Source organism: Streptomyces sp. ICBB 8177 (assembly GCF_003144095.1).
In the GTDB taxonomy this organism is placed as follows: Bacteria; Actinomycetota; Actinomycetes; order Streptomycetales; family Streptomycetaceae; genus Streptantibioticus_D.
In genome coordinates, this window is sequence record NZ_NSKH01000004.1 from 464,740 (window position 1) to 490,083 (window position 25,344).

Consider the following 25,344-nt stretch of genomic DNA (forward strand, 5'->3'; position numbering starts at 1 on the left):
CTGGGCGGAGACGGTCCACCTGGCGGCCGATCATTGGGCTGTTCGGCCCTGATTGGGCGATCGCTCGTGCTTGTAACCTGCGGATATGGACGGAGACGGAAGAAGGCCGACTCCTCGGGAGGCTTTCGAACTGCTCCAGCTGGGCAACCGCCGGTTCGCTGCGGGTGCGTCGTTGCACCCCAACCAGGATGCGGCGCGTCGTGCGGAGCTGGAACCGGGACAGCGGCCGTTCGCCGCGTTGTTCGGATGCTCCGACTCGCGGCTGGCCGCCGAGATCATCTTCGATCGAGGGTTGGGGGACTTGTTCGTGGTGCGAACAGCGGGTCACATCCTCGGGCCCGAAGTCCTCGGTAGCCTCGAGTACGGGCTGGAGGTGCTCGGCTGCCCGCTGGTCGTGGTGTTGGGCCATGACTCCTGTGGTGCCGTTGCGGCAGCCCGCAGCGCACTGGAGGACGGGGAGATCGCTTCGGGGTACGTCACAGACGTGATCGCGAGTGTGGCTCCCAGCGTGCTCGCCGCGCGTGCCAACGGCCTCGCCAAGGAACGCGAGGTCATCGCCGAGCACATTCGGCGCACCGTCGACCTGCTGATGGAGCGCTCGCAGGCTCTCTCCCGGCGGGTGGCCGACGGTCGTGCAGCGATGGTGGGCATGTTCTACCGGCTGGATGTCGGAACCGCACACCTGGTCGCCGACCGTGGTCTGCCCATAGAGGTCGACCGCGCCGGGTGGGCGACGGAGTGACGAAGGTGCTGGCGCCGCAGCTGGGACGGAAACGTTCAGCGTGATTGCCGAATGACCGCGCTGTACGCGTCGCTCGGTGCTGCTGCGCCCTTACCGCCCCGCTGTTAGCGGGGTGTGCGAGACCGAAGCGGGTATCGGGACGGTGCGGATGCCCAGGGGTGGTTTGCCGTATGAGCTTCCTTGATGGCCTTTTAGAGCGATCGGGTGGCATATGTCCGGCACCCCGTACCTGGAAGGTCGGGTTGAGTTGGTCAGGTCATGGAGCCGAGGGAGTTGTGGAGTCGCCATCAGGTTCTGGCGGAGGCGTTCTGCCGCAGTGATGAGCACGTCAAGGACGCCCAGAGTTTGCTGGACAAGGCCCGCGCCGACCGGTTGCGGTTGTTGGCGGGATTCTCGGTCTCGGTGGGCAGTGACGGTGCCGTCGCCGCCATGCTGGGGTTGGCCGAGCGGGAGGTGCGCGTGGCACGGCGCACCGTAGGCAAGAGTGAGGCCCGACAGGCCGCCGACGAACTGCTCAACACCGCTCCAACTGCGTCCCAGACCGGTGCAGCCAACGACTCCCCGTGTTCACCGGTGCCGCAGCCGTCCGAACTGATGCCGCCGGCGTCCGACAGCCTGTCGTCGGTCCCGACCGACGCGCAGCAGCAGCCACCGGCAACGACAACTCCCTCGCAAGCCGTTGCAGCCGAGCCCGTGACCATCGAGGAGGCCGGCCAGCCGGGCCAGACGATCGGCTGGTCGCCGGCCCTGGACACCGTGTTGGTCAACAGCTGGCACGCGGAGGTCGACCTGGAGACCTTGTCGGCCCAGTTCGGCATGGACCTGACCCACATCGTCAAGCGGGTCCAGCAGCTGTTCGCACAAGGCCTGCTGGCCCCACCGACGGGCGACAGCCTCAAAACCGGGCGCCACCGGCGCGCCGGGCACACCATCGGCATCGAAGCAGAACCAGTCTGCTACGGCCGGCAGTCGGGTGGGGCGGTCCACGATGAAGCGGCGTGGCCAGGGGAGTGGCGACACCCCGCCTCCCAAGGATGGGACGGAGTCTTGACCGCCTGGACGGACGGCACCAGCCCCTCGTTGTCCACCATCCCCCACCAAGAACCTTGGCCCCAGACCTGACAAACCGTTCCGGTCGCAGACACGATCGTGCCCGGGGGCGCCTTGCGTGGGTACAGGTGATCGTGCAGAGAGTTGCGCTGGGCGACGCAAAACCCAAAGGGCCGTCATGACGCTCGGTCAACCAGCAAGTTCACCCGCGCCGGTGAACTGAGTGATACCTGACACCTTGTTGGTTTTCTGGACCGACGGCTGGGAAGGCGGTCGCGCGGAAAGGAAGTGGTCTTTGTGGACAAGAGGATTCGCACGCTCTTCTTCTTGGGCACGCTTTCCGGACTTTTCGGAGGCGCTGTGCTGGGTGCGGTGTCGGGGGGCGTGTTCGGCGCGTTGGTGGGCGCGGTACTGGGCATCGCAGCCGGTTCCGCCATCGTCTTGTACTGGGGGGAACATGGCGGCGCCCGTCACCGTCGGCGGACGACGGCACACACCCCGCACCTGAACTAAGGCCAGGGTCTCTGCCGATCACCACCGCTCTCGACACCAGGGCCTGCGCACGGCCCACGGCCGAGTCGAACGGCCTTGGCCGGCGCAGCCCGGCGGGCAGGCCGCACGGCGATATCGCTAGGGTCCGTCGGTTGCCGGCCGGGTCCCACCAACTGTGGCCCTTGAGCGGCAGGTGCCACAGTGGGGCTCGAACAGGGTGAGCGCTGTCTTGTGATGGGTGACCTGCGAGCACCATCGAGTCCTTCCCGAAGGCCGCTGACCATGGCCGCCGATCAGCGCCCGCTGCGGTCTGGGGGCGCCGGGCGATGTATGTGCGTCTGGCTCACCCGCGGCAGCACTTGAGGACCGATGCCGAACGGGGCACCCCCGCCCCGGCACCTGGCCTGTTCCCTCGCCCGGACGCGCCGGCTCCCGCCGGCGCGTCCGGGCGAGTCGCCGCAGGCATGGACGCGGCTGCTGCGCAGGCCACGGCTGACAGGCCGGCGCAGTCCTCGGTCCAGAGCGGCTGCGTGGCGGTGCTGTAGCAGTGGGCCACGCAGTTCGGGCAAGTCGTGCTCGCGGGTACGGTCCGCGGTGAGATAGGGGTGCCGTTCCCGAGCCGTGCTCTGCTGTGTGCAGGTGCGGCCGTGTTGGTCGTGGTTGAGCCCGACTACAGCATCACGCACGGGCCGAGTCCGGGGGCGATCGACGCCGATGTCCCCGGTGTCAGTACACGGCGCAGCTGGGCTCGCCGACGTTGTGCCAGCCGCTTCCGTCGGAGTTGGCTGCCCATGCGATGACGTAGACACGTCCTGCGCCGGTGCCGTGTACGTTGCTCAGAGTGGGGCTCGGGACGTCGCGGGGTCCGCTGACTTTCAGGCCGTTCGGGCCGGTGATCTGGAGGTGGCCGAAGAAGCCGCTGCCGCTGCCGCTGACGGTGAAGCCGCTGGGGCCGCCACTGATGGAGATGTAGGCGTAGCCGTTGTGGCCGGTGCACGACAGTGGGTGCAGCGCGGCCGAACGGGCCGAGTGAGCGGCCGGAGCCGCCGTTGCCGCGCCGGCCGCGAGGCCGCAGGCGGCGAGAGCCGCAGCTGTTGTCATGGCCGCACGCTTTGCGAAGTTCCGGTTCATGTCGTCCTCCTGATCGATGACGCTTCCGTGTCGCACAGAGACCTCGCGCTGAGGTGAGGTCGGGTACGACGCATACCGTTGATCCGATGACGTCACACGGGCATCCGTATGACGCCGAGTCCCGATGTCCGGTTGGTCGACACAGGCCAGCGGTGCAGGTCTTGATGCCTGGGAGCGCAGCCAGGTGCCGAGGAGGAACAGCCTACGGACGGCAAACGGGGCAGGCATTGTAAAAATGCGCATAACGACCGGGGTGCCGCAACCGCAACGAGGGCATTGCGAAGGGACTCTCAGATGACCCGCAGTGCTCCGGGTCGTCCAAGGCGGGTTGACCGCCCCCCGAGATCGAGGCCTTCCGGCCGCCTGGCCCGGGCCTGCCGGAGAGGCCATGCCGCGGTGCTCAGCGCATTTGGGCAAGACGGCAGATGGCTGGACCCGGCTGGCAAGGGAACGCGGCACGCCGACGACCGGCGCCCGCGCCGGTCGTCTCGCCGATGTGGCCTACGGCCGTATCAGCCCGGGGACGAGACCCGGCACGGGACCAGCAACTCTCCGGCGCCGTGCCCCGACACTGGTTACCACAGGCTGCCCTGCGGCAGCGACGGGGACTCCGAGGCCGTCAACCGCTCCTGCCGGAGGATACAGATGAGGGCCCCGATCCGTTTCCAGTCCGGCTTCACCTTCGAGTAGGGCGCCGACTTACGTACTGATAAGCAGAGTGATGCTGCCAGGGCTCCGCGGTCAGCGACCGAGGGAGAGTCCCTTGGACGGAACCAACCCAGTGGGCACCAGGCCGAGCACACCCTTGGTGCCGATGGGGCGGGACTTGCTGTCGAGCGTGTGGTCCGCAGCGTGGCCCAGCTCCTCCGGCAGTCGATTCATCACCCCGTCCACGCTGTTGACGACCGGGCCGCCTGCGGGCACCAGTCGGCCGATCTGCTGGGCGGGGACCGTTTGCCACACCGCTACGGCAGTGTCCGCAGCCGACTCGATCGGTCCGTCGGCCGCCGAGGCGGTGCCGGTTCCGGAGGCCGCGACGAAAACAACGAACGCGGTGGCGCCGAGTGCTTTCAGGGGTCCTAAGGGCTGTCCCGTAATCCCTTCGAGTGCGGCCTCGCGCCCGCCTGCCCCGTTAACTAAAGCCGTTTTGCGCCGACTTGTCACGTGGCGCCGAAGGCCACATATGCGGGCAGTGCACCCCGCGCGGAGCCCCTGTCCGAGTTGCGGGACAGCCTTTAGCATCATCATCGGAATTCTCTCCTTACGGCAGGGGCGGGGGACATGTGCAGCAGCACCGCAACCCGCCACGAGAACGAGGGAGCCCCGCGTGGCGACACGGCCTGACGTGTCGTAGAGCTCCTCGGCTGTAGCGAGCCGATGTCCTGCGCCCCGTCGCCGCTTCCTCGTTTGGGTGCATCTCCGCCTCGACTGAAGGCCAGGCCGGGGGACCGGGGCCGTCGGCCCCTCGATGGCCTAGCGGCGCCGTACTGCTGCTCGGATCCGAGGCACCCCGACGATGGAATGCGCCGCCGGGTAACCGGTGACAGCAGTCCGGGCCCGTGGCCAGATGGCAGCGCGGTGTCGCCCATACAGTCCGGGTTCCGATGGGAGTGCCGTGAGGATCGTCGTCATCAACCAGCGGGGCTGGCTGCGGCAACGCGGGTGGAGGATGGGGTGCTGGTAGCGCCCCTCTTGAGGCATGTACCTGACGTTGCGCCACGGGACGCCGCCGCTTCTGAGGTTGCGCCCCAAAGGGCAGCGAACAGTGCCCCTTCTGCCCTTGCGATCGACCACGCTTGCCACCTAAAGATGTATCGTAGGCACTTTACGTTTACCAGAAGGTTTCGTCGCATGTATGCACACGATCCAGGCAAGACTCCGGATAGGACGAAACCTCGGCCTCCCACTTCTCGCACCCCCTCGAGCGCTCTGAATCCGCCGGCACTCACTCACGTTGCCCCTCTCACGCCCGGTGCTGTGACGGCACTCCAGCAGAGCGCTGGAAATGCGGCCGTTGCGCGCGCCCTGCAGCGGCAGACGCAGAACGTGGGCCATGGACAATCCGCTTCCGCTCGGCCCGCCTTCGGCGCGAGCCTGCAGCGCTCTCCGGACCGGGAACAGCACTCCCCGGAATACACCCATGTCGCTGTCGACAAGCAAGGCGCTGGCCTCGACCAGCTACGCCTCTCGCTCAACACGAACGGCCTCAAGACAGCCGCGAGCCTTGACATGAAGCTTTCTGAAGGCAGCGAAAAAATGGGGCACCACCAGCACGTCTTCATGTGGGATGCCACGGTCAAGGGGATCAAGGGAGTTTCGGGAATCGTTAGGGGTGTCGGATCGGAAAGCGCCGTCAACGTGAAAATCCGAATGCTGGATTTGAGTGAACCAGGATTGTTCTCGCAAGGCACCTTGAAGGGCGACCAGCCCACGGGACTGGGCGGCAGGTCGACGAACGGCGCGTGGGCTCACGAGGGCGACATCCCTCGCAAGTACCTTTTCATCGAGGGACTCGATCAACCTGATCAGCCCGGCTTCAAGGACTGGCTCGCTGGTAAGGGGTGGCCGGACGGCCACGCTGAATTGTTCAAGCGGGCCTGATTTCTCCGACCGGTTTTGGTTCGCCGCTGAGCCCCCGGATGTGGGAGCTGTCGATCACCCGCCCGCGACATGTCCAGCCGGTCAGCGGATCGCAGCTCGGCCGGCAGCACCTCGTGCAGGCGCTGCCAGTCCCCGGCGTTGTTCCAGCCCCGCAGCCTGGGCCAGCAGGTCATGCCCGAGCCGAAACCAAGCTCGACGGGCAGCAGCCATTCCCACAGGATACCCGTGTAGAGGACGAACAGGATGCCGCACAGCACCTTGCGATCATCCAGAGCCTTCCGGCCCGGATGCCGATGCCGGGACTGCCGGAGAGGCAGCAACGGCTCGATCCGAGACCACAACTCGTCGTTCACCAGCCACGGTTGGAGATCGCGCTTCCTCGTACCCGAACAACCGAGTCGGCCAGCCGGAGGTCACAGCCCAACCGCATTCCGTTAGGAACTCTACGCACTGCCCGTCGCTCTCGACAGACTGTGCATCGCCGTCAGCGGCGCGCCCTGCGCATGTGCGTTATCTTTTTGTTGTAGCGAAACCTCTCTCGAGGAGGCGCGCCATGGCAACGGAGAAGGCCCCGGCGCCCGCCCTGGCTTACGATATGGAGGGGAGCGGTACACCGGTCGTCTTTCTGCATGGGCTGACGTTTGACCGTCGCGTCTGGAGGCCGATCACCCAGCGACTGGACGGCTCGATCCGCAGTATCGCCATCGACCTGCCAGCGCACGGTGACAGCGGAGGGGAACCGACAGACCTGGAAGGTGTCGCTCGGCAGCTTCGCCAGTTGCTGGATTCGCTGAGCGTCGAGCGCCCTGTTGTTGTGGGGCACTCCATGTCGGCTGGTCTCGCGGCGCTGTACGCGTCCGCCCACCCCGTGCGCGGCTTGGTTCTGGTCGATCAGGCGACCGAGGTCCTCCCCTTCGCGCAGATGCTCCACCAGATCGCTCCCATGCTGCGGGGCCCTGCCTTCTGGCAGGTGTGGCAGAGGTTCGAAGACAGCCTCGGACTCGACCGTATTCCGGAACCGACCCGCACGCTGGTGCTGGAGACGCACGTGGTCAAGCAGGATGTGGTGCTCGGCTATTGGGCTCAGGTCCTGGAGACCGAACCGGCCGACCTGCAGGCGTGGATCGACGGTGCGACGACCGGCATAGAAACTCCATGCCTCGCAGTGTTCGGACGGCCGGCAACGGATGGCGAACGCCAACGACTTGGCCGGCTACCGGACACGGAAGTCGAGGAGTGGTCGGGTGGTGGGCATTTCGTCCACCTCGTGGACCCTGGACGGTTCGCCAGGAGACTTCGCGTGTTCGTCGAGCACTGCGATCAGCCCGACTGACGTGCGCTCCTGAAACGCGCCAGGTTCGACAATTCCGAGGAGACTCGAGGCGGGGATCAGCGAGACCACTCCCGGCCGTCCGGAGGATCGAGCACACCATCGAGTAACTCGAAATGGTCGTTTCCTGTCACAGCTTCGCGGCCACCCTTTGGCGGCCGGTCTCCCAGATGCGGGGGCAGGAGTTTACCGACGACGAGCGCGAGACTGTGCGCGCGCGGATCGGCCTTGTCCGGGTGGCGTGGGAACGGCTGAAAGAGCCCTCAAGAACGGCGATTTCACTCTGGAAGAGCTTCGACCCAGCTCCTCAAGGACGAGTGGCGGTGGTCCGTCGCACCGGTCGGCCGCTGGATGAGCACTACGGTGACCTGGCCCGCGTCGCGCTGATGAAAGCCAGGCCGGCCGGCCTGCCTGCGCACCGTCCAGCTTGTTGCCGCCACCTGGTTGAAGAAGTTCCAGGGTTGAGAACGGCATTCGGGCCTTTGCGCTGTGGGCGCTGCGGAGGAACCTCGTCGCGCTGACGGGGGAACCGGCCGCTGCTGGGCCACCGCCGACCTCATCGAGTCCTGAAAGGGCCCGAATTCGTCATGGGCTTCACCATCAGGTTCACCTCGGTCGTCATCGGGGAGGCGGTTGCCGGCGGTGGTGCTGCTGCACACCGGTGCCATGGGGGGGCACCTGCCGGAGAGAAGGGCGCAGGTCGTCCCCCCCATGGCACCGGGCGCTACCAGAGAACGGGCAGGCGCTCCGGGATGCGTTTCATGAAGCGCGTGCGCCATACCAGTTGATCGATGGGTACCGCGAGCTCGAGATGGGGCATGTGCTCCAGGATCGTGTTGAGTGCGATCTCGGCGTGTTTACGCCCCAGGGCCGTGGCCGGGCAGTAGTGGGAACCGCCGCCGAACGACAGATGGTCGGCGGCGTTCTCGCGGTGGATGTCGATGATGTCGGGGTCGACGAAGTGCTCGGGATCGAAATTCGCCCCTTCGACGAGCACCAGGACCAGTTCCCCGGCCTCGACCTCCACCTCTCCCAGCCGCACGTTTTCCGTGGCCAATCGCGGCAGGGCGTCCCCGATGGACAGGTTCACCCGCAGAATCTCGTGCAGCGCCTTCTCCGTCAGGCGCGGATCGTCCCGCAGGGCCACCCGCAGTTCCGGGTGCGTCAGCAGCGTCACGAGGGACATGGTGAGGAAACCACTGGTGGAGATCACGCCGGCGCCGAACATCGTCACGCCGACCGTGGCCAGCATCTCGTCCGTCACGTGGCCGTACGCCGGATCTTTCCGCAACACCGCGAGATCTCTCATGAGGCCCGTGGTGTCCGGATGGTCCAGCAGTTCCTTCATCCGTCCGATGTCGCGGTCCCAGTTCACCCTCGCCCCCGCGATCGGGCATGCGGAGTTCATGAACGCGATGTCGAGGGAGCGGTGGAAATGCCGCGCCTCGTCCTGTGGGATGCCGAGGATATGGCAGTGCAGCGCCGCGGAGAACGGGTCGCAGAACTGCCCCCTCAGGTCCAGTGTCGGTCCCTCGGCCATCGAAAGCCGAAGAAGGCGTTCCGCTTCGGTCCGCATCCAGTCGGTCAGGCCCGCCGCCTTCGGACTCAGAGCCTTCAGTACCGCCTTGCGCAGCCCCGCACCCGTGATGTTGCCCATGTTGTTGACCACCTCGGGCGGGATCGTCAACGCGTACTGGCGTGGCACCCCTGGCGCCGAGGTGTCCTTGAGGGAAAAACGGTCGTCGTCGAGCACTTGTCTGGCCAGGCGGTAGGACGACACCAGCCAGGCCTCGTCCCCGGCGATGGTGCGCACCCGTCGGACGGGCGTTCTCTCTCGTAGTTCCGCGACCTTCGGTGGTACTTCGGTGCCGACGGGGGAGAACGGGAAGTCGATCAGGTCAGGCCGCGCCGCTGTGGTCATCGTGCCCTCCTTCGGTCTCGGCTGGTGTGACGACGGCGTGGCCCTGGTTGCGGGAGGCACGTAACCCCGCGCCCCGGGAGTACAGCAGCTCTGCCATCGGCAGCAGTTGGTGATAGCAGTTGAGTGAGGACGGAACCCCCAGGATCGCCGGGGTGTCGAGGAACAGTGGCGCCTCGGCGAGCACGTACTGGAGGCACACGGCCCGCTGCGCCTCGTCGGCGGCTTCACCGGTCGTGGAAGTCAGGAAGGTGGACACCAGGGCCTCGCAGGCGCCCCGGAACTCCTGGTCGGTGGCCAGCAGGCTCTGGAGACGGTCGTGAATCTCGCGGTAGGCGTCGTTGTCCCGGAACACCGACATGGGCTGCCAGGTCAGGCGCTCGCCCCCTGGGTCGGCCTGGGCACAGGCGTTGGATACCTTCGCCCGTACTCCACGCAGGTTCTTCGTCGCCTTCTGCCGCGCCTGGACCGGCGGATAGCCGCAGGCTTCGTGCATCTCCGCGACGAACAGGTCGGTGTAGACGAAGTCGACCCGGTCGAAGTGAGCCAGTCCCCATGCCGCGAGATCGTGCAGGCGTTCGGCTGAAAAGTAGCTGTTCCCGGGGGATACGCCGATGACTGCGTGCGCGGCCTCGTCGTGAATGACAGCGCAGTGTGGGGTATACGGTGCAACCTTGAATTTCTTGGCCACCAGCGAAAGAGCTGTGGTCACGGGAGTCATCCTCCGCGTACGGCAAGTCCCAGCGGAGCCCAGCGCTCCGGGTGTGGCCGTACACCGCCATCACCCTACCGGCGCGGGTCCGCCGAAAACCGGACCTCCTGACAGGTGATCGTTCTTTGACCGGAAAGCGTCAGCCGTTCGGGGGCCCGGAGCAGCCGGATGTCGCTTGGCCGGAAGGTGTCGCAGACGCGCAGGGCAGAGTGCCGCGCCGTGAACGCCCGGCGGTGCAGCGAACGTTGGAGTCGACGCCGAGGAATGCCGCGCACTGGCCGACGGGGCGGCGTCAAGCGCGGGTGGTGAGGCGCGGGCTCCCGTCGACGGTGACCACCTTGAGGCGGGCGTGCAGTTCGGTCAGGCGCAACTGTTCGAGGTCTCCGGGCACGTCAAGGGTGGCGATGGACTGTCCCGGGCCGGGGTGGTAGGCGCTATGGCCCTGATGCTCAGGCTCCTTCCGTGTCCCGGACAAAGACGCGATGCTGCCGTCGGCGTCGTAGAGGACGTGAACCTGCATGTGCTGCCTCCACTAATTGGCCGCAGGAACCATGGCGATGGTGGGCCATACCTCGGCGATGGTGGTGCCGGGGTTCTTCCAGGTCACCCACAACTCCACGAGGTTGGTGTCATTGTTCCAGCGCTGGTACTCCGCGACGATCTGGACCATGGACGAGGGTGGATCCTGATTGTCCGGGCAGCCGGCCATGCGGTGCCAGTTGCCGGCCTGGAGCCGGGAGTCCCACCAGTAGTACTGCGTCAGTTGAGCTCCGGGCCCCAACGTGAACGACGGGGCACGGGCAAAGTCGGCGTTGAATCCCACGGACCATCCCTTTGGTTACAGCACGAGCGGAAGGGCTGACTGGCTTCGAACCATCGCAGCATGCCGGGGCTCCGCCGCATAGCGTCCCGGCCCGACAACGGTTCACGATTCACTCCGCTGCCGCTCTCGTCGCCGCCGTCCGCGAAGCGCTGCGCCGCCACCACCCCGGGGGCCACGCAGGTCCAGGTGCTCCAGCGGCTGGTGGGCCTCCGCGTCCAGCAGCCATCGCCCATGCCGAACCCACGCCCGCTCCCACCGCGGCGCGAACCACACCGCCCGAAGATCACGCAACGGCCGCCGGTGTACCCCCCTCAGCGGATCCCTTTCTCGCTGCGGATGCGGTGCGGATGCGTTCCCCGGCTCCGGGCGGCCAGGATGTCGAGATGGCGTGCGTTGGTGTCGCGCCAGCGCAGGTAGGCAAGCCTGCGGATCTTGAACCGGCTCTGCCACCGCGTCCCCACTGCCAGATCACCGACGCACCGCCCACCGGATCCTCGACGAGCTGGAGCAAGCCGGCTACCTCACTCCCGGCAGTCTGGGCACCGTGACGCGTTCCCGCGTCCCGGATGGATGCCCCGCCGCCCGCAAGTCGGCGGCTCTCGAAGTGGGCTGTGTGTGCGGTGCGGCCTCAACCGCGCATTCAAGTGAGGTGGCAAGGGCGACCTGCCATGTCATCGTCACCCTGGCCGAGGGCGATCACCGTGTCGGCCTGGCCTGCCAGGTCAGGGTCGTGGGTGATCAGTACCGTCGTGCGGCCACTCATCAGGCGGCGCAGTGGAGTCATCAGGCGGGACGCCGCCGTGCGGTCCAGTCCCGCGGTCGGTTCGTCCAGGACCAGGATGGCGCCCGCGCGCAAGAACGCCCGTGCCAGGGCAATGCGGCGGTTCTGCCCGCCGGACAGTTGCAGGCCGTCCTGCCCGAGTACGGTCGCGTAGCCGTGAGGCAGCGCCCGGACGAACCCGTCGGCGTCGGCGGCCCGTGCGGCCCATGCGATCTCCTCGTCGCTCGCCCCCGGGCGGCCGTAGGCGATGTTGTCGCGGACCGAGGCACGGAAGACCAGTGACGACTGGGGCAGAAGCGTGACCGCCCGACGCACCGACTCCAGGGTCATGTCGCGCAAGTCGACCCCGTCGACCCGGATGCAGCCGGTGTCCGGATCCATGAACCGCACCAGCAGCTTGCCCAGTGTCGACTTCCCGGCGCCGCTGGGGCCGGTCACGGCCAGCACCTCGCCCGGCGCCATCCGGAAGGCCAAACCGTCGAGCAGCGGCGCGCCGCTCTTCGCCGGGTAGGAGGCGCGCAGGTCCGAGCACTCCAGCTCCCCGCGGACCGACGGCAATGTGACGGCGCCCGGCCGCTCGCGCACCGGTGACCGCAGCCGATCGATCTCCAGTACGCGTTCCGCCGAACCGGAGGCCTCGGCGAACTCGCCCACCAGAGACGACAGTTCGGTGGCTGGGCCGAACACCTGGGTCAGGAAGGCGGCGAACGCGAGAAGGCCGCCGAGAGTGAGCTGCCCGTGAACCATCTCGATGGCGCCGACCCCGACGACCACGAGCCCGCCCGCGACCTCCGCAACCTCCAGGACCGCCGGGTACAGGCCCGCGATCCGTACGGTCGATAGCTGCGCGCGCATGAGACCCAATCCCTCGGCACGGACTCGATCCACCTCCCGACGGCGCTGGTTGTAAGCGTGCGCCACGGAGGCGTTGGCCAACGACTCCTCCACCACCGCCGTCACCCGCCCCTCGCGACACCGGGCCTCGCGGGAACGCTCCTGAATGCGGTCGCCGAAGTAGTGGGCAGACCACCACAGCACGGGAGCGGTGACGAGGACCGCCAGCGCCAGCTGCCAGCTCAGGACGAACGCGGCGGCGGTGAAGACGGTCAGACTGATCACAGCCGACGCGCCATCGATCACTCCGGAGACCGCGAACTCCTCCACGCTCGAGACGTCAGAGGTCAGCCTGGCGACCGTATCGCCGTGCCACCGGGCACGCAGAGTGTCGGGCGGCAAGGTGTGCAGGCGCTCCACGCACGAGGTCCGAAGCCGCAGCACGAAACCCTCGGCGACCCGGCGGGCCGTGTAGTCGCCCGCGAACGTCAGCAGCGCCGCGACCGCGGTGACCGCTGTCATCCCAACGGCCAGCGGCCAGAATCCGCCGAGCCTGCGCGGCACGAGGACGTTGTCGACGAGGTCCTTGAACAACCAGACCGACACGACCTCACCGCCGGACCCCAGGGCCAGCAGGCAGACAGCACCCAGCAAGAGCCACCGGTCCGGGCGAAGCCAGGGACGGAACGCCCTCAGCATCTCCCACTGAGAGACAGCCGGGGCCCGCACTACGAGCTGGTCGGTGCTCGACTGCGCCACGACGTGTGTCGCCTCCTGACCGGCGCACCGGATCGGGTGGGAGCGTCGGCGACGGAATCACTGGTCAGACAAGTTGAAGGGGCGGGGTAGGCGCCCTGGGGGCGCCGGCTACCCCGCCGTGAACAAGTCGCCCTCAGACGACATCGCCACTAGTACTTCTGGTGACGACGACGGCTGTGGTGACGCCGGTGGTGGTGACGCACCGGGTGATGGTGGTGCTTATGGCCCAGTGTGTGGAAGATGCTCACAGCGACCCTCCTTCCTGGCGTATCGACGGGACCCTCAGGAACAAGAGGTCCATTTTGAGGGTGTTTGTTACTGATACGCGCCGAGGGGGCGGTGCGGTTCAACGCACACCAAGATTTTTTTGGCGCTCCCAGAAGCCCTGTAGCGAGTAGAAGCCGGGCCCACCCGATCAAGCCCGCCCCCCGAGTCGCACCCACTACGGCTCGAGATTCTTCGAACCCGCAGGCGACGTTCCACGCAAGTCAAGTGGACGGTTGTGCTCGGCAAGGGAGACATCGCGCTGACGACCCGCGATCCCGATATCTGCTTCGACGGCCCGGACGGCACGTCCTCCCACGTTGGCGGGCTCGAGAGGTGGGCGCTCCCGTGTGCTGTCAGGCGGCCGGAACACCGTCTACATCGTTGAGGCATCCTGGTGCCGACCCGCGATCGGAATGTCGCCGCATCCAGCAAGAACTACCGGTACTCCACGAACCTGCCGGTCGTGATCGATGCCAACAGCCGCCTGGTGGACGCGAACGGGCTGCCGTTGCCCGGCAGCCGCAACGACTGCCGGGCCTTCACCGAATCCGGCGTCGACCGGGCCTGCCGCGGCACCCCCGACCATCGCCGACGGCGGCTACCGGGCCATCGGCCTGCTCATCCCGCACCGCAGACGACGAGGCCAAAGGCACCTCAGCCCGCGACAGGAAGCGGAGAACGCCGTCTGCCCAGAGTGCCCTCGTCATGCCACCACAGCTCGCCCAGCAGCAGCATCTTGGTGTGCAGAATCGGGCGAGCTGAGCCTGCGGGCTCACGAGACCGACTCCACCCACGCCCCCGGCATGCACGACTCGCGAACCAAAATTTTCAGACCACCCGGGCCGCGCCTGGGGGCGGTCTCGTATCAGCCGAGCCCGACCAGTTCGGCGATCGTGCCGCCGAGGACACGATCGCGTACTTCGCCCGGGCTGGTGGCCCGTTCCACCAGGGCCCGGGCGAGGACAGGGTCGCCGTACGGTGCGTCCGATCCGAACAAAGTCCGGTTCGGGATCTCCTTGATGGCCAGCCGGACGGCGAAAACGATGTTGGCCGTGGACAGTTCCAGGTACATGTTCGGAGTGTCCCGCACCAGTTCGAGGGCCTGCATCCAGTGCTGCCCTCCCAACTGGCTGACCACCAGCGGAACATCCGGGTACCGGTAGGCCAGCGCCGCCAGCGTTGCCAGGTCCTCCGCAGTGGTCGGCGCGGATCCGTGGACGACCACGGGCAGGTGCCCCTGGTCGGCGGCCGCCTGGAGGACCGGTTCGATCAGCCCTGCCCTCCCCGGCGGCGGTGTCAGCTCCCCGATCCCGCGAAAGCGACGCCCTACCACCTCCTGTTCAACGATCTCGGATGTCTCCTGCGCCGCCAGGCCCAGCGGCACCGACAGGAAGCCGATGAACCGGTCCGGCAGCGCGGCAACCGCCGCGTCCAGTTCCCGCCACGCCCCCCGGTACGCCTCGACCGTGCCGGCCCGGCCTGCGAGCGCCTTCTCCAGAACGGCCATCTCCCGGCGCAGTGCGGCCAGGTCCCCGGCCCGCTCCGGATGCGGTCGGGTGGCGAACAGCACGGCGCGGTCCACTCCGGCCTCGTCCAGCAGCCCCACATGCGCCTCGACCGGTTCGTGGACGTGGCTGTGCGCATCGATGATCACTGATTCGTTCCCTCCACCTCGACCGGTCCGGAATTCGGCCGGTCAGGGCAGTGTTGCTCCCTGACACCGTTGGAAGGTCAAGTCGAAAGGAACGGATCGGTGCTGATCGGGGAGCTCTCACGCTAAACCGGAGTCAGCGAACGGCTGCTGCGCTACTACGAACGGGCGGGACTGATCCATGCTGAGCGCCGTGCCAACGGATACCGCGAATACGCCGACCAGACGGTGGAGACGGTGCGCCGCGTGCGCGCCCTGCTCGCCGTCGGACTGCCCACCCGCGTGATCCGCCAGGTCCTGCCCTGCACCCACGACGCGGCGATGCTGCACCCCTGTCCCGGAGTCCTGACCAGCCTGCGCGACCAGTTGGACATCCTCGACCAGCGTGCCGCCGAGCTGGAGACCGCCCGCCGCCTGCTGCGCCAGACGATCGCCGTCACCGAGGCAGGCGAGAACAAGGCCGACGAGGCTCCAACGCCAGGCGCCCGAACAACGTCGCCTTACTGAGCCTCGCCGGTGGTGGGAGCGCTGCGTCTTCCTGGTCAACGTGCCCGTCGGCGCCCTGGTCCTCGCCGTGATCTGGCGGTACCTGCCCGGAGGCGGTGGCATACCGAACGCCGGCCGCCCCGATTACGCGGGCATCGGTGTCCTGGCGCTCGGCATCAGCTCGCTGCTGATCGGCCTGACCACGAAGGGCGTCGACAGCCACACCTGGACCGACGCCGCGGTTATCGGACCCATCCTGCTGGCGCTCGTGCTGCTGGTGCCGTTCGTCCTGATCGAGAACCGGGCCGCAGAGCCGATCATGCCCATGGGCCTGTTCCGCAACCGTGCCTACACCCTCGCCAACCTCGCCTCGTTCTTCTCGGCGTTCCGCCTCTTCGCCTCCGTGATCTTCCTGCCCCGCTTCTTCCAGGAGGCACTCGGCCACAGCGCCAGCAGCAGCGGCCTGCTGCTGTACCCGCTGATGATCGGCATGGTCGCCGGCAGTCTTTTCACGGGCGCACTGATCGGGAAAACCGGCCGCTACCGGCGCTGGCTGCTCGGCGGAGCCGTCCTGGCCGCGGCGGGTTCCGCACTGTTCCTCCAGCTCGCGCTGAACACCCGGCTGACGACGATGGCGTTCTGGATGGCCCTGATCGGCCTCGGCATCGGCCCCATGCTGTCCGGACTGACCATCGTCGTGCAGTCCAACGTCGACCCGGCCGACCTCGGCACCGCCAGCTCCAACGTCACCTTCCTCCGCCAGATCGGCGGCTCCGTCGCCTTGGCCATCGCCGGGATGCTCTACAGCGACGCCTTCACCGGCCACCTCCGCGAGGGGATGCACCAGGCACAGGCCGCCGGTACCGCAAGCGCCCTGCCCTGGCTGTCCATCATCGGCGCCGGGGCCACCTTCCTCGCGGTCCTCTTCCTGCCGGCCCCGCGCCGCAACCCCGCCGACACCACCAACGCGTCGGCCCCCCTCAGCTCCCTGGTCTGACGACCCTCACGGCACACCAGGCCACAGCACCCGCACCGAACGAACGGAAGGAACCATGGCCACCACACCGGACCACACCGCCGAGACGAACACGCCGTACCTCGTCGGCCACTACGCCCCCGTCACCGACGAAATCGACGGCTTCGACCTGGAGGTCACCGGCACTCTGCCGCCCGAGCTGAACGGCCGTTACCTGCGCAATGGCCCCAACCCGCGGCCGGGGGAGGTTCCCGGCCACCTGTTCACCGGCAACGGCATGCTGCACGGCGTCCGGCTGCGCAACGGGCGCGCCGAGTGGTACCGCAACCGCTGGGTACGGACCAGCAAGTTCTCGGGCGCGCCCTACAAGCGCGCGGACGGGACGTTGGACCTGACCGCGGTGAGCGCGAACACCCATGTGATCGAACACGCCGACAAGCTGTTCGCGCTGGTCGAGAACGGACTGCCCTACCAGGTCACCGGCGAGCTGGAGACGGTCGGTCCCTACGACTTCGGCGGACGGCTCACCACCGCGATGACCGCCCACCCCAAGGAGGACCCGGTCACCGGCGAGCTGCTGTTCTTCGGCTACAGCGCGAGCCCTCCCCACCTGACCTACCACCGGCTGTCGGCGGCGGGCGAACTCGTGGAAAGCAAGGAAATCGCCGTGCTCGCAGGCACGATGATGCACGACTTCGCCATTACCGAGAACTACGTCATATGGATGGACCTGCCCGTCCTCTTCGACATCCGGCAGGCCGGCGGCACCATGCCGATGCGCTGGGACGACGGATACGGTACCCGACTGGGCCTGATGCGCCGCGACCGGGCAGGCGAGGTGCGCTGGTTCGAGATCGACCCCTGCTACGTCTTCCACGTAGGCAATGCCCACGAGGACACCGCCGGCCGTGTCGTCCTGGAGGCGGTGCGCTACAACCGGTCCTCCTACGACCGGATGTGGCAGGCGATGGGCGGCCGGGTCGACCACCCGCTGGCCGATCCGGGCTGGCTGCTCGGAGAGACCCAGGGCGGTCAGGTGTACCGCTGGCGGCTCGACCCCGCCACGGGCAGGGCGCACGAGGAGGCACTGGACGAGCGGGGCGTGGAAATCCCCACCATCAACGACGAACGGACCGGGCGGTACAGCCGCTACCTGTACACGGTCACCGAGAACGCCCTCCTGAAGTACGACACCCACGCGGGCACGACCCGGACGTTCGGCACCGGTGCGGGCACCTCACCCGGTGAGGCCGTGTTCGTGCCCGCCCAGGACGGCACGGAAGAGGACGCCGGTTATCTGCTGTCCATGGTGTCCCACGGCAGCGACCAAGGTTCCGAGCTGCTGGTTCTCGACGCGCGGGGCATGAAGCAGTTGGCCGCAGTGGAGATGCCGCGCCGCGTTCCGACTGGTATCCACGGCAGCTGGGTGGCCGACGAAACCGAGTGACCCACCGGACATGGCCGCGGGCCCCGGGACGACGCCGACGAACCGGCGCCCCGATGCCCGCGGGCGACCGGCGGCCGCCATCGCGCCCCTGCCGGTCTCCGTGCTCTACGGCATCGGCCCCCGACCGATCACCCCCGCCGGGCTGCCGGCCACAGTGAGCGAGCGCCGCGAGTTCGACCACCACGAGCTGCACGGCAGCCGGCTGGGCCGCGTCGCCCTGCTGGATGCGGTCATGCCACCCGATCCGCCCGCATGGAGGCTGGTCAGGGGGCAGACGACGGCCGCGCGAACGCCGGTCAGCCGCTCGCCGCACCGGTGCGCCGGGGGCTCGCGCGAGCCGGGAGCAGGCGGCCTGAGGGCGGGCGATCCGCCCTCACCCTGGTCATTACTTGCAGGCGCGGTATATTTCATGGAGAGCACCCATGGAACGTCAGGCCGCGCAAGCGTCGGCCGCGGTCGCGGAGGAGGAGCGATGGCCACCACGGACACGACCGCGGCCGGGCTGGCGCATGGCTGGTACGCCCTCTCCCTGCTGCATGGCCGGATCGAAGCACACATCGAGCGCGCTCTGCAGAGCGGGCACGACTTGAGCGTGCGCGAGTACTCCTTGCTGGACGTCCTCAGCCGCCAGCACAACGACGAGGGCGGCCACCTTCGGATGAACCAGGTGGCCGACGCGGTGGTGCTCAGCCAGAGCGCGACGACCAGGCTGGTCACGCGTCTGGAGGACCGCGGGCTGCTGTCGCGCTACCTGTGCCCGACCGACCGCCGGGGCATCTACACCGACGTCACCGACGCGGGCCTGTTCCTGCTGGCCGAGGCCCGCCCGACACACGACGCCGCTCTGCGTGAGGCGCTGGACCGGGCGAACGGGGACCCGCGGCTGACGCCTCTGGTGGCCGCGGTCGAGAAGCTGGACGGCGGCTCGAAGGTCTCCTGACCGCCGAGGCGCGAGGCGGCCCCATTGAGGCCGCGAGGCAGGGGCGGGGGGCGAGGCGCGTAGGCGCCGGGGACGGGAGGCACTCCACACTCCCAGCAGCGGGCACGCTACGAGTGCATGCCGAGCGGAGCCCCGCCCCGCGTGCGTGCCGCACATTCACCTCGGCATCCCGTCTCCCAGGCGGGCCTCCCCACCTCCACCCCGGGCCCGATCCATGCGTTTGCAAGTACACCGCGTCTGCAATTATTGTGGAAGCTCGTTAGGTGCGCACTCAAGTAACAGAAAGGTGAGCCCATGCCTCTCGCGCTTCTCGCTCTCGCCATCGGTGCCTTCGGCATCGGGACGACGGAATTCGTCGTCATGGGATTGCTGCCGCAGGTGTCGGCCGACTTCCACGTCGGCATCCCCACTGCGGGCCTTCTGGTGACCGGCTACGCCCTCGGTGTGCTGTTCGGTGCGCCGCTGATGACGGTGATCGGCACCAAGATCCCTCGCAAGCTCATGCTGATGCTGCTGATGGGGTTGTTCGTCGTCGGTAACCTGATATCCGCGCTGGCGCCGAGCTTCGGCCTGATGCTGGTGGGCAGGATCGTCACCTCGCTGGCCCACGGAGCGTTCTTCGGCATCGGTTCGGTGGTTGCCGCCGAGCTCGTCGCTCCGGAGAAGAAGGCCGGGGCGATCGCCACCATGTTCACCGGTCTGACCGTCGCCAACGTGGTTGGCGTGCCGTTGGGCACGTACGTCGGCCAGGCGGCGGGCTGGCGCGTGACATTCGCCGTCGTCGCCGCGCTCGGTGTCATGGGTCTGCTCGGCATAGCGAAACTGGTACCGCCGCTGCCTCGCCCTGAGGGTGTGAGCCTGCGCCACGAGGTGGGTGCGCTGCGCAATCCGCAGGTGGTGCTCGCCATGGCCATGACGGTGCTCGGTTTCGGAGGGGTGTTCGCGGCCATCACGTACATCGCGCCGATGATGACCCGTGTCGCAGGTTTCTCGGACGGCGCGGTGACGTGGCTGTTGGTGCTGTTCGGCGTGGGAATGGTGATCGGGAACCTCGTCGGTGGCCGGTTCGCGGACCGCGCGCTGATGCCGATGCTGTACACCACGCTGGGTGGACTGGCCCTGGTGCTGGGGGTGTTCACCGTGACCGCGCACAACGAGGCCCTGGCGGCGGTGACCGTGCTGCTGGTGGGCGCGTTGGGTTTCGCGACGGTGCCGCCGTTGCAGAAACGCGTGCTCGACCAGGCGCACGGCGCCCCGACGCTGGCGTCCGCGGTCAACATCGGCGCGTTCAACCTGGGCAACGCGCTGTCCGCGTGGCTCGGCGGCGTGGTGATCGCGGCGGGTTTCGGCTACACCTCTCCCAACTGGGTCGGCGCGGCCCTGGCCACCACCGCTCTGGTCCTGGCCTTCTGGTCCGCTTCTCTCGAACGCCGGACGGCCACCAACGAGACCGCCACCACGGCGCTCCGGACAGAGGGGGACTTGGTCAGCCAGTGACCGCGGCCTCGTGCAGGCCCAGCATCCGCAGCGCCGAGGTGATCTCCTGGTGGAAGGGGACCTGCGGATTGGCTTCGGTACCGGACTGGCCGAGCACTTCGAGGGCCACCGGCCCGTCCATCCTGCCCCATACGCCATGAGGCCAGAAGCGATTGGGGCGGCAGGGGGGTGTGCCGACGGGCCAGGTCGACCAGCAAGGCCTGGAAGTCCGGCAAGTCCGCCTGAGCGGTCCTCAGTTCGCCGGGCACGCCAGGGCAGGGGCCGGGACGTGGCCGCTCCTGGGGCAGCTGGCCGTAGCAGGATCGAACCGATGTGGTTGACGGTGATCCGGCGGTCGCCGAGGCTGCCGGCCGACCCGCACCGCGAACGCGCGGCGGCCGGTCGCGCGTATGGCGTCCACCACCTTGTCGGCGCGGTCCTTGGCCAAGTAGGTAGGTGATCGCGATGTCCGCGCCGTGCGCTGCCAGAGCTAGGGCGATCTCCGCACCTAGGCCCCGGGAGACGCTGGCCGCCGGGGCCACGCTCCTGATAGTGGTCGTCACAACGCTGCCCGATCTGTTGGTTCACGTCTCGTGGGTCGGTGGAACGCTGTGGCCTGCGGTTCTGGCTAATCCAGGGCTTGGGTGCGACGGTAGAGGGACGGCGAGCCTGTCGCGGCGCCCGTTTGCCGGGCGCTTGTTTCATGGATGGTGGACGTTGCCCTCGACAAGGGCATTCACCATCCGCCTTCGTGCTCCGGCCCCAAGGCCGGGGCGCCTTTGGGCTCACGGCCCCCGGAAAGGGGGCGTCACATGAACGCCACCACGACGATCGACGGCGCCAACGCCTTGATCAGCCTGCACGGCGACATCGACTACGACACGCTGCCCGGCCTGCTCGACGCTGCAGCGCAACTGCCCGAGACAGTCACCGCGGTGACCTGGGACCTGCACGGCGTACCGTTCATGGACGTTGCCGCAATTCACCTGCTCAGCGACCGGCGGGGCGGTCGCACCGTGACCGTCACCGGTCTGGGCGCACAGCCTCAACGCCTGATACGCATGGCTAGCAACCTCTTCCCCGGCTTGTTCGAAGACCCTCACCCCGCAGGGGCAGAGCACACGCTGTAAGCGTGTTCCTGCCCGAGGTGCGTACGGCCGGATGATCCCGCCGGTGGGAATCGGCGAGACGGTCCGGCGGTACGCCGCCGCCGTCCCGCGTCTCGCCGCCGCCCTGCCCAAGAGCGCCGACCACCGGCCCTCGCTTGCAGGCGAGGCAGGCGAGGCCTGTGGTTCTGCGGCTTGCGTACGGGTGCTGTCAGGTGCTCCCGCGCCCGTAACGCGAGTGGTACGCCACGGCTACCGCCAGCGGGGCCGCGAACCACAGCGTCCAGGCGTAGGGGGTCGCGAAGAAGATCGGGACGGACAGGCCGAAGCCCGACACCATCCCCCAGCCCTGCCAGCGTGTCGCCCGCGGGGGCCTTTGTGAGTGTACGGGAGCCTTGGCCTCCAGGTATCGCGTGATGTTCAGCAGCAGGGCGGCCGAGACCGCCTGCACGAGAGCGTAGAAGCCGAACCGCAGGGCGTGGGCGTCGAGTGACGCCGTGCCATGGTTGATCAGCAGCTTGACGGCGAACGGGTTGAGCACGATCGTCAAGAGCCACACCGTGTTCATCGATCGCAAGCGTGCGTCGACCGCGTGGGCGTTTTGGAACGCCTCGTAGTGGTGGCTCCAGGAGGCGGCGATCGCCAGGAAGCTGATGAGGAACGCGGCGTAGTGCCCGGCCTGGTGCCGGGCGGAGGTGAGCAGGGCGGCGGCCGAGTCGCCCGAAGGGACGGGGAGTTCGATGGCCAGCAAGGTCATCGCGATCGCCACCACGGCGTCGGAGAAGATCGTCAGTCGCTCGACCGACCGCATCTGCTTCTCAGCGTCCCCATCCGCCATTCGTACTCCTCGGGCGTCGGCCTTTGCCCCATTCCACAGCATCCCCGGCTCCAGGTGGCGGTGGCGCTGCTGATCGGGCGAGTGATCGTGCCCGAGAACAAGGCGGGGGATCGTGCCCGAGGACAAGCCGGGACGGCGATGGTCAGGGCCGCCGGAGGCCGGCGTCTCGTGAGGCGTGCCCGCAAATGTGCGCATAAGCTCGTCGTAGTCGAGCCTGCACGGGCGTCGGGGCAGGTCATCCCAGGTGAGCGACGGCCTGCGGGGCGGGCGACGGCCTTGCTGCCGAGGGGTGATGAGGCATGGACGACGTGGCGTCGGTTGCCGCGCGCAGCGCCCGTGGCGGACTGTTCCAGGACCTCGACTTCGACTACGAGGCCCGTCTCGCGCTTGGTGCCGCGGCGTGCGGGACAGGGGATGTCGGACTGGTCCTGGCGACCTTGGACCGCATTGCCGACGGTGATCCACAAAGCTGGTTCGACGCTTGGATGGGAACCGCCGGTTATCTGGAGACGCTGGGCGAGCAGGCGTCGCAGGCCGGTCATGCGGACAGCGCGCGCTGGGCGCTGCTGGGAGCGTCGGAGTACTACGACAAGGCCATGGTCTTCGTCGACGGGATGGCTGATCAGTCGGTGCTGCCGCCGACCTTCCGCGCACACCGGTACTGCTGGGAGAAGGTCGTCGACGCCTCAGGCGGCTCCTGGGTGCGTCTGCCCGTGCCGTACGAGGGCGACAGCATGCCTGGCTATCTGCTGCGTCCGGACGCGTCCGGTACGCGGCGGCCGACGCTGGTGGTGATCAACGGCAGCGACGGGTCGCTGCCCGGGCTCATGGGTTACGGCGCGGCGGAGGCACTCGCGCGGGGCTGGAACGCGTTCCTGTTCGACGGCCCCGGCCAGCAGTCGATGCTCTTCGATCGCGGTGTGCCGTTCCGCTACGACTGGGAGGCCGTTGTGACCCCGGTCATTGACACACTGGTGACTCGCCCGGAGGTGGGCGTCGACGCGCTGGTCGGATACGGCATCAGCCAGGGCGGCTACTGGATCACCAGAGCGTTGGCGTTCGAACACCGCATGAAGGCGGCCGTCGCCGACCCAGGCGTCGTGGACCTCTCCGAGACCTGGACGGCCTCGATGCCACCGGAACTGCTGATGTTGCTGCGCGAGGGCCGCAAGGAGGAGTTCAACGCCGCCGTCCAGGCGGGAACCGATGTGAAGACGGCACGCACCCTCGCCTTCCGCAGCAGGCCCTACCAGGCCGACAACCTCTACGACGTGCTCATCGAGGTGAGCCGCTACCAGGTACGCGACGTCGTCGACCGCGTCAGGACGCCGCTGCTGATCACGGACCCGGAGGAAGAGCAGTTCTTCCCCGGCCAGCCCCGCGCGCTCTACGACATGCTGCCCGGCGAGAAGAGCATCCTGGGCTTCTCCCGGGACCAGGGCGCCGACTTCCACTGCCAGCCCACCGGACGTCGGCTGACCCACACCGCCATGCTCGACTTCCTCGCCGACCACCTCCCAACAGGCGCGGACCCGAGATGACCACCCCGGACACGCGCTGACGGCGCCGCGGCAGCCGGGCGGCCCACCGCCTGCGCGTGTCGGCCCAAGAGAGGCCCGATCATGAAGACGTCCTCACTGGTCCTCAGTTTCCTGCCGTTGGTGGCGTTTTCCGTCCTCGCCCGGTTCCTTCCCTCGGGCAACATCGGCGTGGCCGGGCTAGTCGCCGCGCTCGCCGCGCTGCTTGCCCTCGTGATCAGCCGCCCGGCCTGGCCGCCGAAAATCATCAGCGCGGCATCGTTCGTGCTGTTCGCCGTCTTCGCGGTGCTCGGCTTCTCGCTCGGCAGACGTGACGACTCCTGGCTCGCCAAGTGGGGCGGCGCCGGCGTCGGCATCATCCTCGGACTGATGATCCTCATGCTGCTCCCCGTCATGCCCTTCACCGAGCAGTTCGCCCGCGAACAAGTGCCGCGCTCCGCATGGGGGTCGCCCACGTTCCGGCGGGTCAACCTCGTCCTGAGCGCCGCGTGGGGCGCCGCCATCACCTTGCTCGGCTGCTCACGACTCATCGCCGCCGCGTTGCACGAGCACCACGCGATCGAAGTCATCTTCGGTCTCGTGCTGCCCGTCCTGATCCTCGTGCGGATGGTGGGGTTCAGCAGGACCTACCCGGACCGTGTCCGCCGGGACTCCGCCGCCGCCTGAGCGATCCTCCGGTGCACGGTGCGCGAGGCGGCGGCGCGGCCTCGAGGCAGCCGCCCCCCGTCGGCAACGAAGGCAGGCCCGCGCCCCGTCTGTCCTGGGGTGCGAGGGCCTGTCGGCTGCGGGGGGACCCGGTGGTGTCCGCGGTTGTCAGGCTTCGGTGAGGAGTGCTTCACGCAGGCGCTTGAGGGTGCGGGACAGCAGGCGGGAGACGTGCATTTGGGAGATGCCGAGTTCGGCGCCGATGGCGGCCTGGGTCATGTCGGCGCCGAATCGCATCGAGAGGATGGTGCGGTCGCGTTCGGGCAGGGCGGCGATCAGGGGCTTGAGGGCGGTGAGGTTTTCGATGCCTTCCAGGGCGGGGTCTTCGTCGCCGGTGCGGTGGACCCAGGAGGTGGTTTCGTCGTCATCGTCGTCGCCGGTGGCGGGGGCGTCGAGGGAGGAGGCGGTGTAGGCGTTGGCAGCCACGCGCGCCTCGATGACCTCTTCCTCCTCGATGCCGAGGTGGGCGGCGAGTTCGGCGGTGGTGGGGGCGCGGTCGAGTTCGGTGGCGAGGGCGTCGGTGGCCTTGGCCAGGTCGATGCGCAGTTCCTGAAGGCGGCGGGGGACGCGGACGGCCCAGCTGGTGTCGCGGAAGAAGCGCTTGATCTCACCGATGATGGTGGGCAGGGCGAAGGTGACGAACTCCACCCCGTAGTCGGGGTCGAAGCGGTCGACGGCCTTGATCAGCCCGATCGTGCCGACCTGGAGCATGTCTTCCATCTGGTCGGCCCTGTGGGTGAA

21 protein-coding genes and 3 pseudogenes are annotated in these 25,344 nt (G+C 68.2%); 13 read left to right on the plus strand and 11 right to left on the minus strand.

Going from position 1 to position 25,344, the window contains the following annotated elements; translation table 11 throughout:
- Positions 1 to 85 precede the first annotated feature (85 nt).
- Positions 86 to 742 (plus strand): carbonic anhydrase, encoded by a 657-nt coding sequence (locus CK485_RS07730; RefSeq protein ID WP_109448333.1) that lies wholly within the window; start codon positions 86 to 88, stop codon positions 740 to 742.
- 258 nt (positions 743 to 1,000) lie between these two features.
- Positions 1,001 to 1,864 carry a hypothetical protein gene (locus CK485_RS07735; RefSeq protein ID WP_109448335.1) on the plus strand — a complete coding sequence of 288 codons (864 nt, stop codon included), beginning with the start codon at positions 1,001 to 1,003 and terminating at the stop codon, positions 1,862 to 1,864.
- A gap of 1,146 nt (positions 1,865 to 3,010) precedes the next feature.
- On the opposite strand, the gene CK485_RS07745 is transcribed toward CK485_RS07735, so the two are convergent.
- A complete protein-coding gene (locus tag CK485_RS07745; RefSeq protein WP_146214501.1) occupies positions 3,011 to 3,385 on the minus strand; it encodes a hypothetical protein in 375 nt (124 codons plus the stop codon).
- Positions 3,386 to 4,156: 771 nt separating this feature from the next.
- Positions 4,157 to 4,378: a hypothetical protein gene (locus CK485_RS07750; RefSeq protein ID WP_109448347.1), complete on the minus strand. Its 222-nt coding sequence runs from the start codon at positions 4,376 to 4,378 to the stop codon at positions 4,157 to 4,159.
- Positions 4,379 to 5,392: 1,014 nt separating this feature from the next.
- On the opposite strand from CK485_RS07750, the gene CK485_RS07755 reads away from it, so the two are divergent.
- The gene (locus CK485_RS07755; RefSeq protein ID WP_109448349.1) at positions 5,393 to 6,016 is read left to right on the plus strand and encodes a hypothetical protein; all 624 of its coding nucleotides are present in this window, start codon (positions 5,393 to 5,395) and stop codon (positions 6,014 to 6,016) included.
- A 104-nt stretch (positions 6,017 to 6,120) separates the two neighbouring features.
- Here CK485_RS07755 and CK485_RS07760 read toward each other — a convergent pair.
- Positions 6,121 to 6,372, minus strand: a pseudogene (locus CK485_RS07760) (transposase); the annotation flags it as partial.
- A 197-nt stretch (positions 6,373 to 6,569) separates the two neighbouring features.
- On the opposite strand from CK485_RS07760, the gene CK485_RS07765 reads away from it, so the two are divergent.
- Complete coding sequence (locus CK485_RS07765; protein WP_109448351.1) at positions 6,570 to 7,349, plus strand: alpha/beta hydrolase; 780 nt, start codon at positions 6,570 to 6,572, stop codon at positions 7,347 to 7,349.
- 721 nt (positions 7,350 to 8,070) lie between these two features.
- On the opposite strand, the gene CK485_RS07770 is transcribed toward CK485_RS07765, so the two are convergent.
- The 5 genes from CK485_RS07770 to CK485_RS07790 all read right to left on the minus strand — a co-directional run bounded on the left by CK485_RS07770 (position 8,071) and on the right by CK485_RS07790 (position 13,068).
- Positions 8,071 to 9,267, minus strand: a complete 1,197-nt coding sequence (locus CK485_RS07770) for a cytochrome P450 (protein WP_109448353.1) — start codon at positions 9,265 to 9,267, stop codon at positions 8,071 to 8,073.
- The gene (locus CK485_RS07775) at positions 9,245 to 9,976 is read right to left on the minus strand and encodes a tRNA-dependent cyclodipeptide synthase (protein ID WP_241968205.1); all 732 of its coding nucleotides are present in this window, start codon (positions 9,974 to 9,976) and stop codon (positions 9,245 to 9,247) included. Before CK485_RS07775 ends, CK485_RS07770 begins: the two co-directional genes overlap by 23 nt.
- 292 nt (positions 9,977 to 10,268) lie before the next feature.
- Entirely contained in the window at positions 10,269 to 10,496 is a 228-nt protein-coding gene (locus tag CK485_RS07780) for a hypothetical protein (RefSeq protein WP_109448357.1), read from the minus strand.
- Positions 10,497 to 10,508: 12 nt separating this feature from the next.
- Positions 10,509 to 10,799, minus strand: coding sequence for a hypothetical protein (locus tag CK485_RS28445; RefSeq protein ID WP_146214502.1), 291 nt, complete (start codon positions 10,797 to 10,799; stop codon positions 10,509 to 10,511).
- Between the two features lie 640 nt (positions 10,800 to 11,439).
- Complete coding sequence (locus tag CK485_RS07790; protein ID WP_158288187.1) at positions 11,440 to 13,068, minus strand: ABC transporter ATP-binding protein; 1,629 nt, start codon at positions 13,066 to 13,068, stop codon at positions 11,440 to 11,442.
- A 757-nt stretch (positions 13,069 to 13,825) separates the two neighbouring features.
- Between CK485_RS07790 and CK485_RS07795 the strand changes: the two are divergent.
- Positions 13,826 to 14,087, plus strand: a pseudogene (locus tag CK485_RS07795) (IS5/IS1182 family transposase); the annotation flags it as partial.
- 218 nt (positions 14,088 to 14,305) lie between these two features.
- Here the strand turns inward: CK485_RS07795 and CK485_RS07800 are convergent.
- Positions 14,306 to 15,094 carry an amidohydrolase family protein gene (locus tag CK485_RS07800; protein WP_109448363.1) on the minus strand — a complete coding sequence of 263 codons (789 nt, stop codon included), beginning with the start codon at positions 15,092 to 15,094 and terminating at the stop codon, positions 14,306 to 14,308.
- Positions 15,095 to 15,232: 138 nt separating this feature from the next.
- Between CK485_RS07800 and CK485_RS29470 the strand changes: the two are divergent.
- The 6 genes and pseudogenes from CK485_RS29470 to CK485_RS07830 form a co-directional block, all read left to right on the plus strand.
- Positions 15,233 to 15,598, plus strand: a pseudogene (locus CK485_RS29470) (MerR family transcriptional regulator); the annotation flags it as partial.
- A 31-nt stretch (positions 15,599 to 15,629) separates the two neighbouring features.
- Positions 15,630 to 16,574 (plus strand): MFS transporter, encoded by a 945-nt coding sequence (locus CK485_RS07810; protein WP_275124590.1) that lies wholly within the window; start codon positions 15,630 to 15,632, stop codon positions 16,572 to 16,574.
- A 55-nt stretch (positions 16,575 to 16,629) separates the two neighbouring features.
- The gene (locus tag CK485_RS07815; RefSeq protein ID WP_109448367.1) at positions 16,630 to 18,000 is read left to right on the plus strand and encodes a carotenoid oxygenase family protein; all 1,371 of its coding nucleotides are present in this window, start codon (positions 16,630 to 16,632) and stop codon (positions 17,998 to 18,000) included.
- Between the two features lie 472 nt (positions 18,001 to 18,472).
- Positions 18,473 to 18,940 carry a MarR family transcriptional regulator gene (locus CK485_RS07820; RefSeq protein WP_109448369.1) on the plus strand — a complete coding sequence of 156 codons (468 nt, stop codon included), beginning with the start codon at positions 18,473 to 18,475 and terminating at the stop codon, positions 18,938 to 18,940.
- Positions 18,941 to 19,234: 294 nt separating this feature from the next.
- Entirely contained in the window at positions 19,235 to 20,437 is a 1,203-nt protein-coding gene (locus CK485_RS07825; RefSeq protein ID WP_109448371.1) for an MFS transporter, read from the plus strand.
- 791 nt (positions 20,438 to 21,228) lie between these two features.
- Positions 21,229 to 21,546: an STAS domain-containing protein gene (locus CK485_RS07830; RefSeq protein WP_109448373.1), complete on the plus strand. Its 318-nt coding sequence runs from the start codon at positions 21,229 to 21,231 to the stop codon at positions 21,544 to 21,546.
- A gap of 187 nt (positions 21,547 to 21,733) precedes the next feature.
- Here the strand turns inward: CK485_RS07830 and CK485_RS07835 are convergent, their stop codons facing one another.
- Positions 21,734 to 22,360, minus strand: coding sequence for a TMEM175 family protein (locus CK485_RS07835; RefSeq protein WP_158288189.1), 627 nt, complete (start codon positions 22,358 to 22,360; stop codon positions 21,734 to 21,736).
- A 299-nt stretch (positions 22,361 to 22,659) separates the two neighbouring features.
- On the opposite strand from CK485_RS07835, the gene CK485_RS07840 reads away from it, so the two are divergent.
- Positions 22,660 to 23,901 carry a dipeptidyl aminopeptidase gene (locus tag CK485_RS07840; protein ID WP_109448377.1) on the plus strand — a complete coding sequence of 414 codons (1,242 nt, stop codon included), beginning with the start codon at positions 22,660 to 22,662 and terminating at the stop codon, positions 23,899 to 23,901.
- Between the two features lie 81 nt (positions 23,902 to 23,982).
- Positions 23,983 to 24,564 (plus strand): hypothetical protein, encoded by a 582-nt coding sequence (locus CK485_RS07845; protein ID WP_109448379.1) that lies wholly within the window; start codon positions 23,983 to 23,985, stop codon positions 24,562 to 24,564.
- 147 nt (positions 24,565 to 24,711) lie between these two features.
- Here the strand turns inward: CK485_RS07845 and CK485_RS07850 are convergent.
- The coding region (locus tag CK485_RS07850) for a SigB/SigF/SigG family RNA polymerase sigma factor (RefSeq protein WP_109448381.1) at positions 24,712 to 25,344 on the minus strand (633 nt) is incomplete at its 5' end.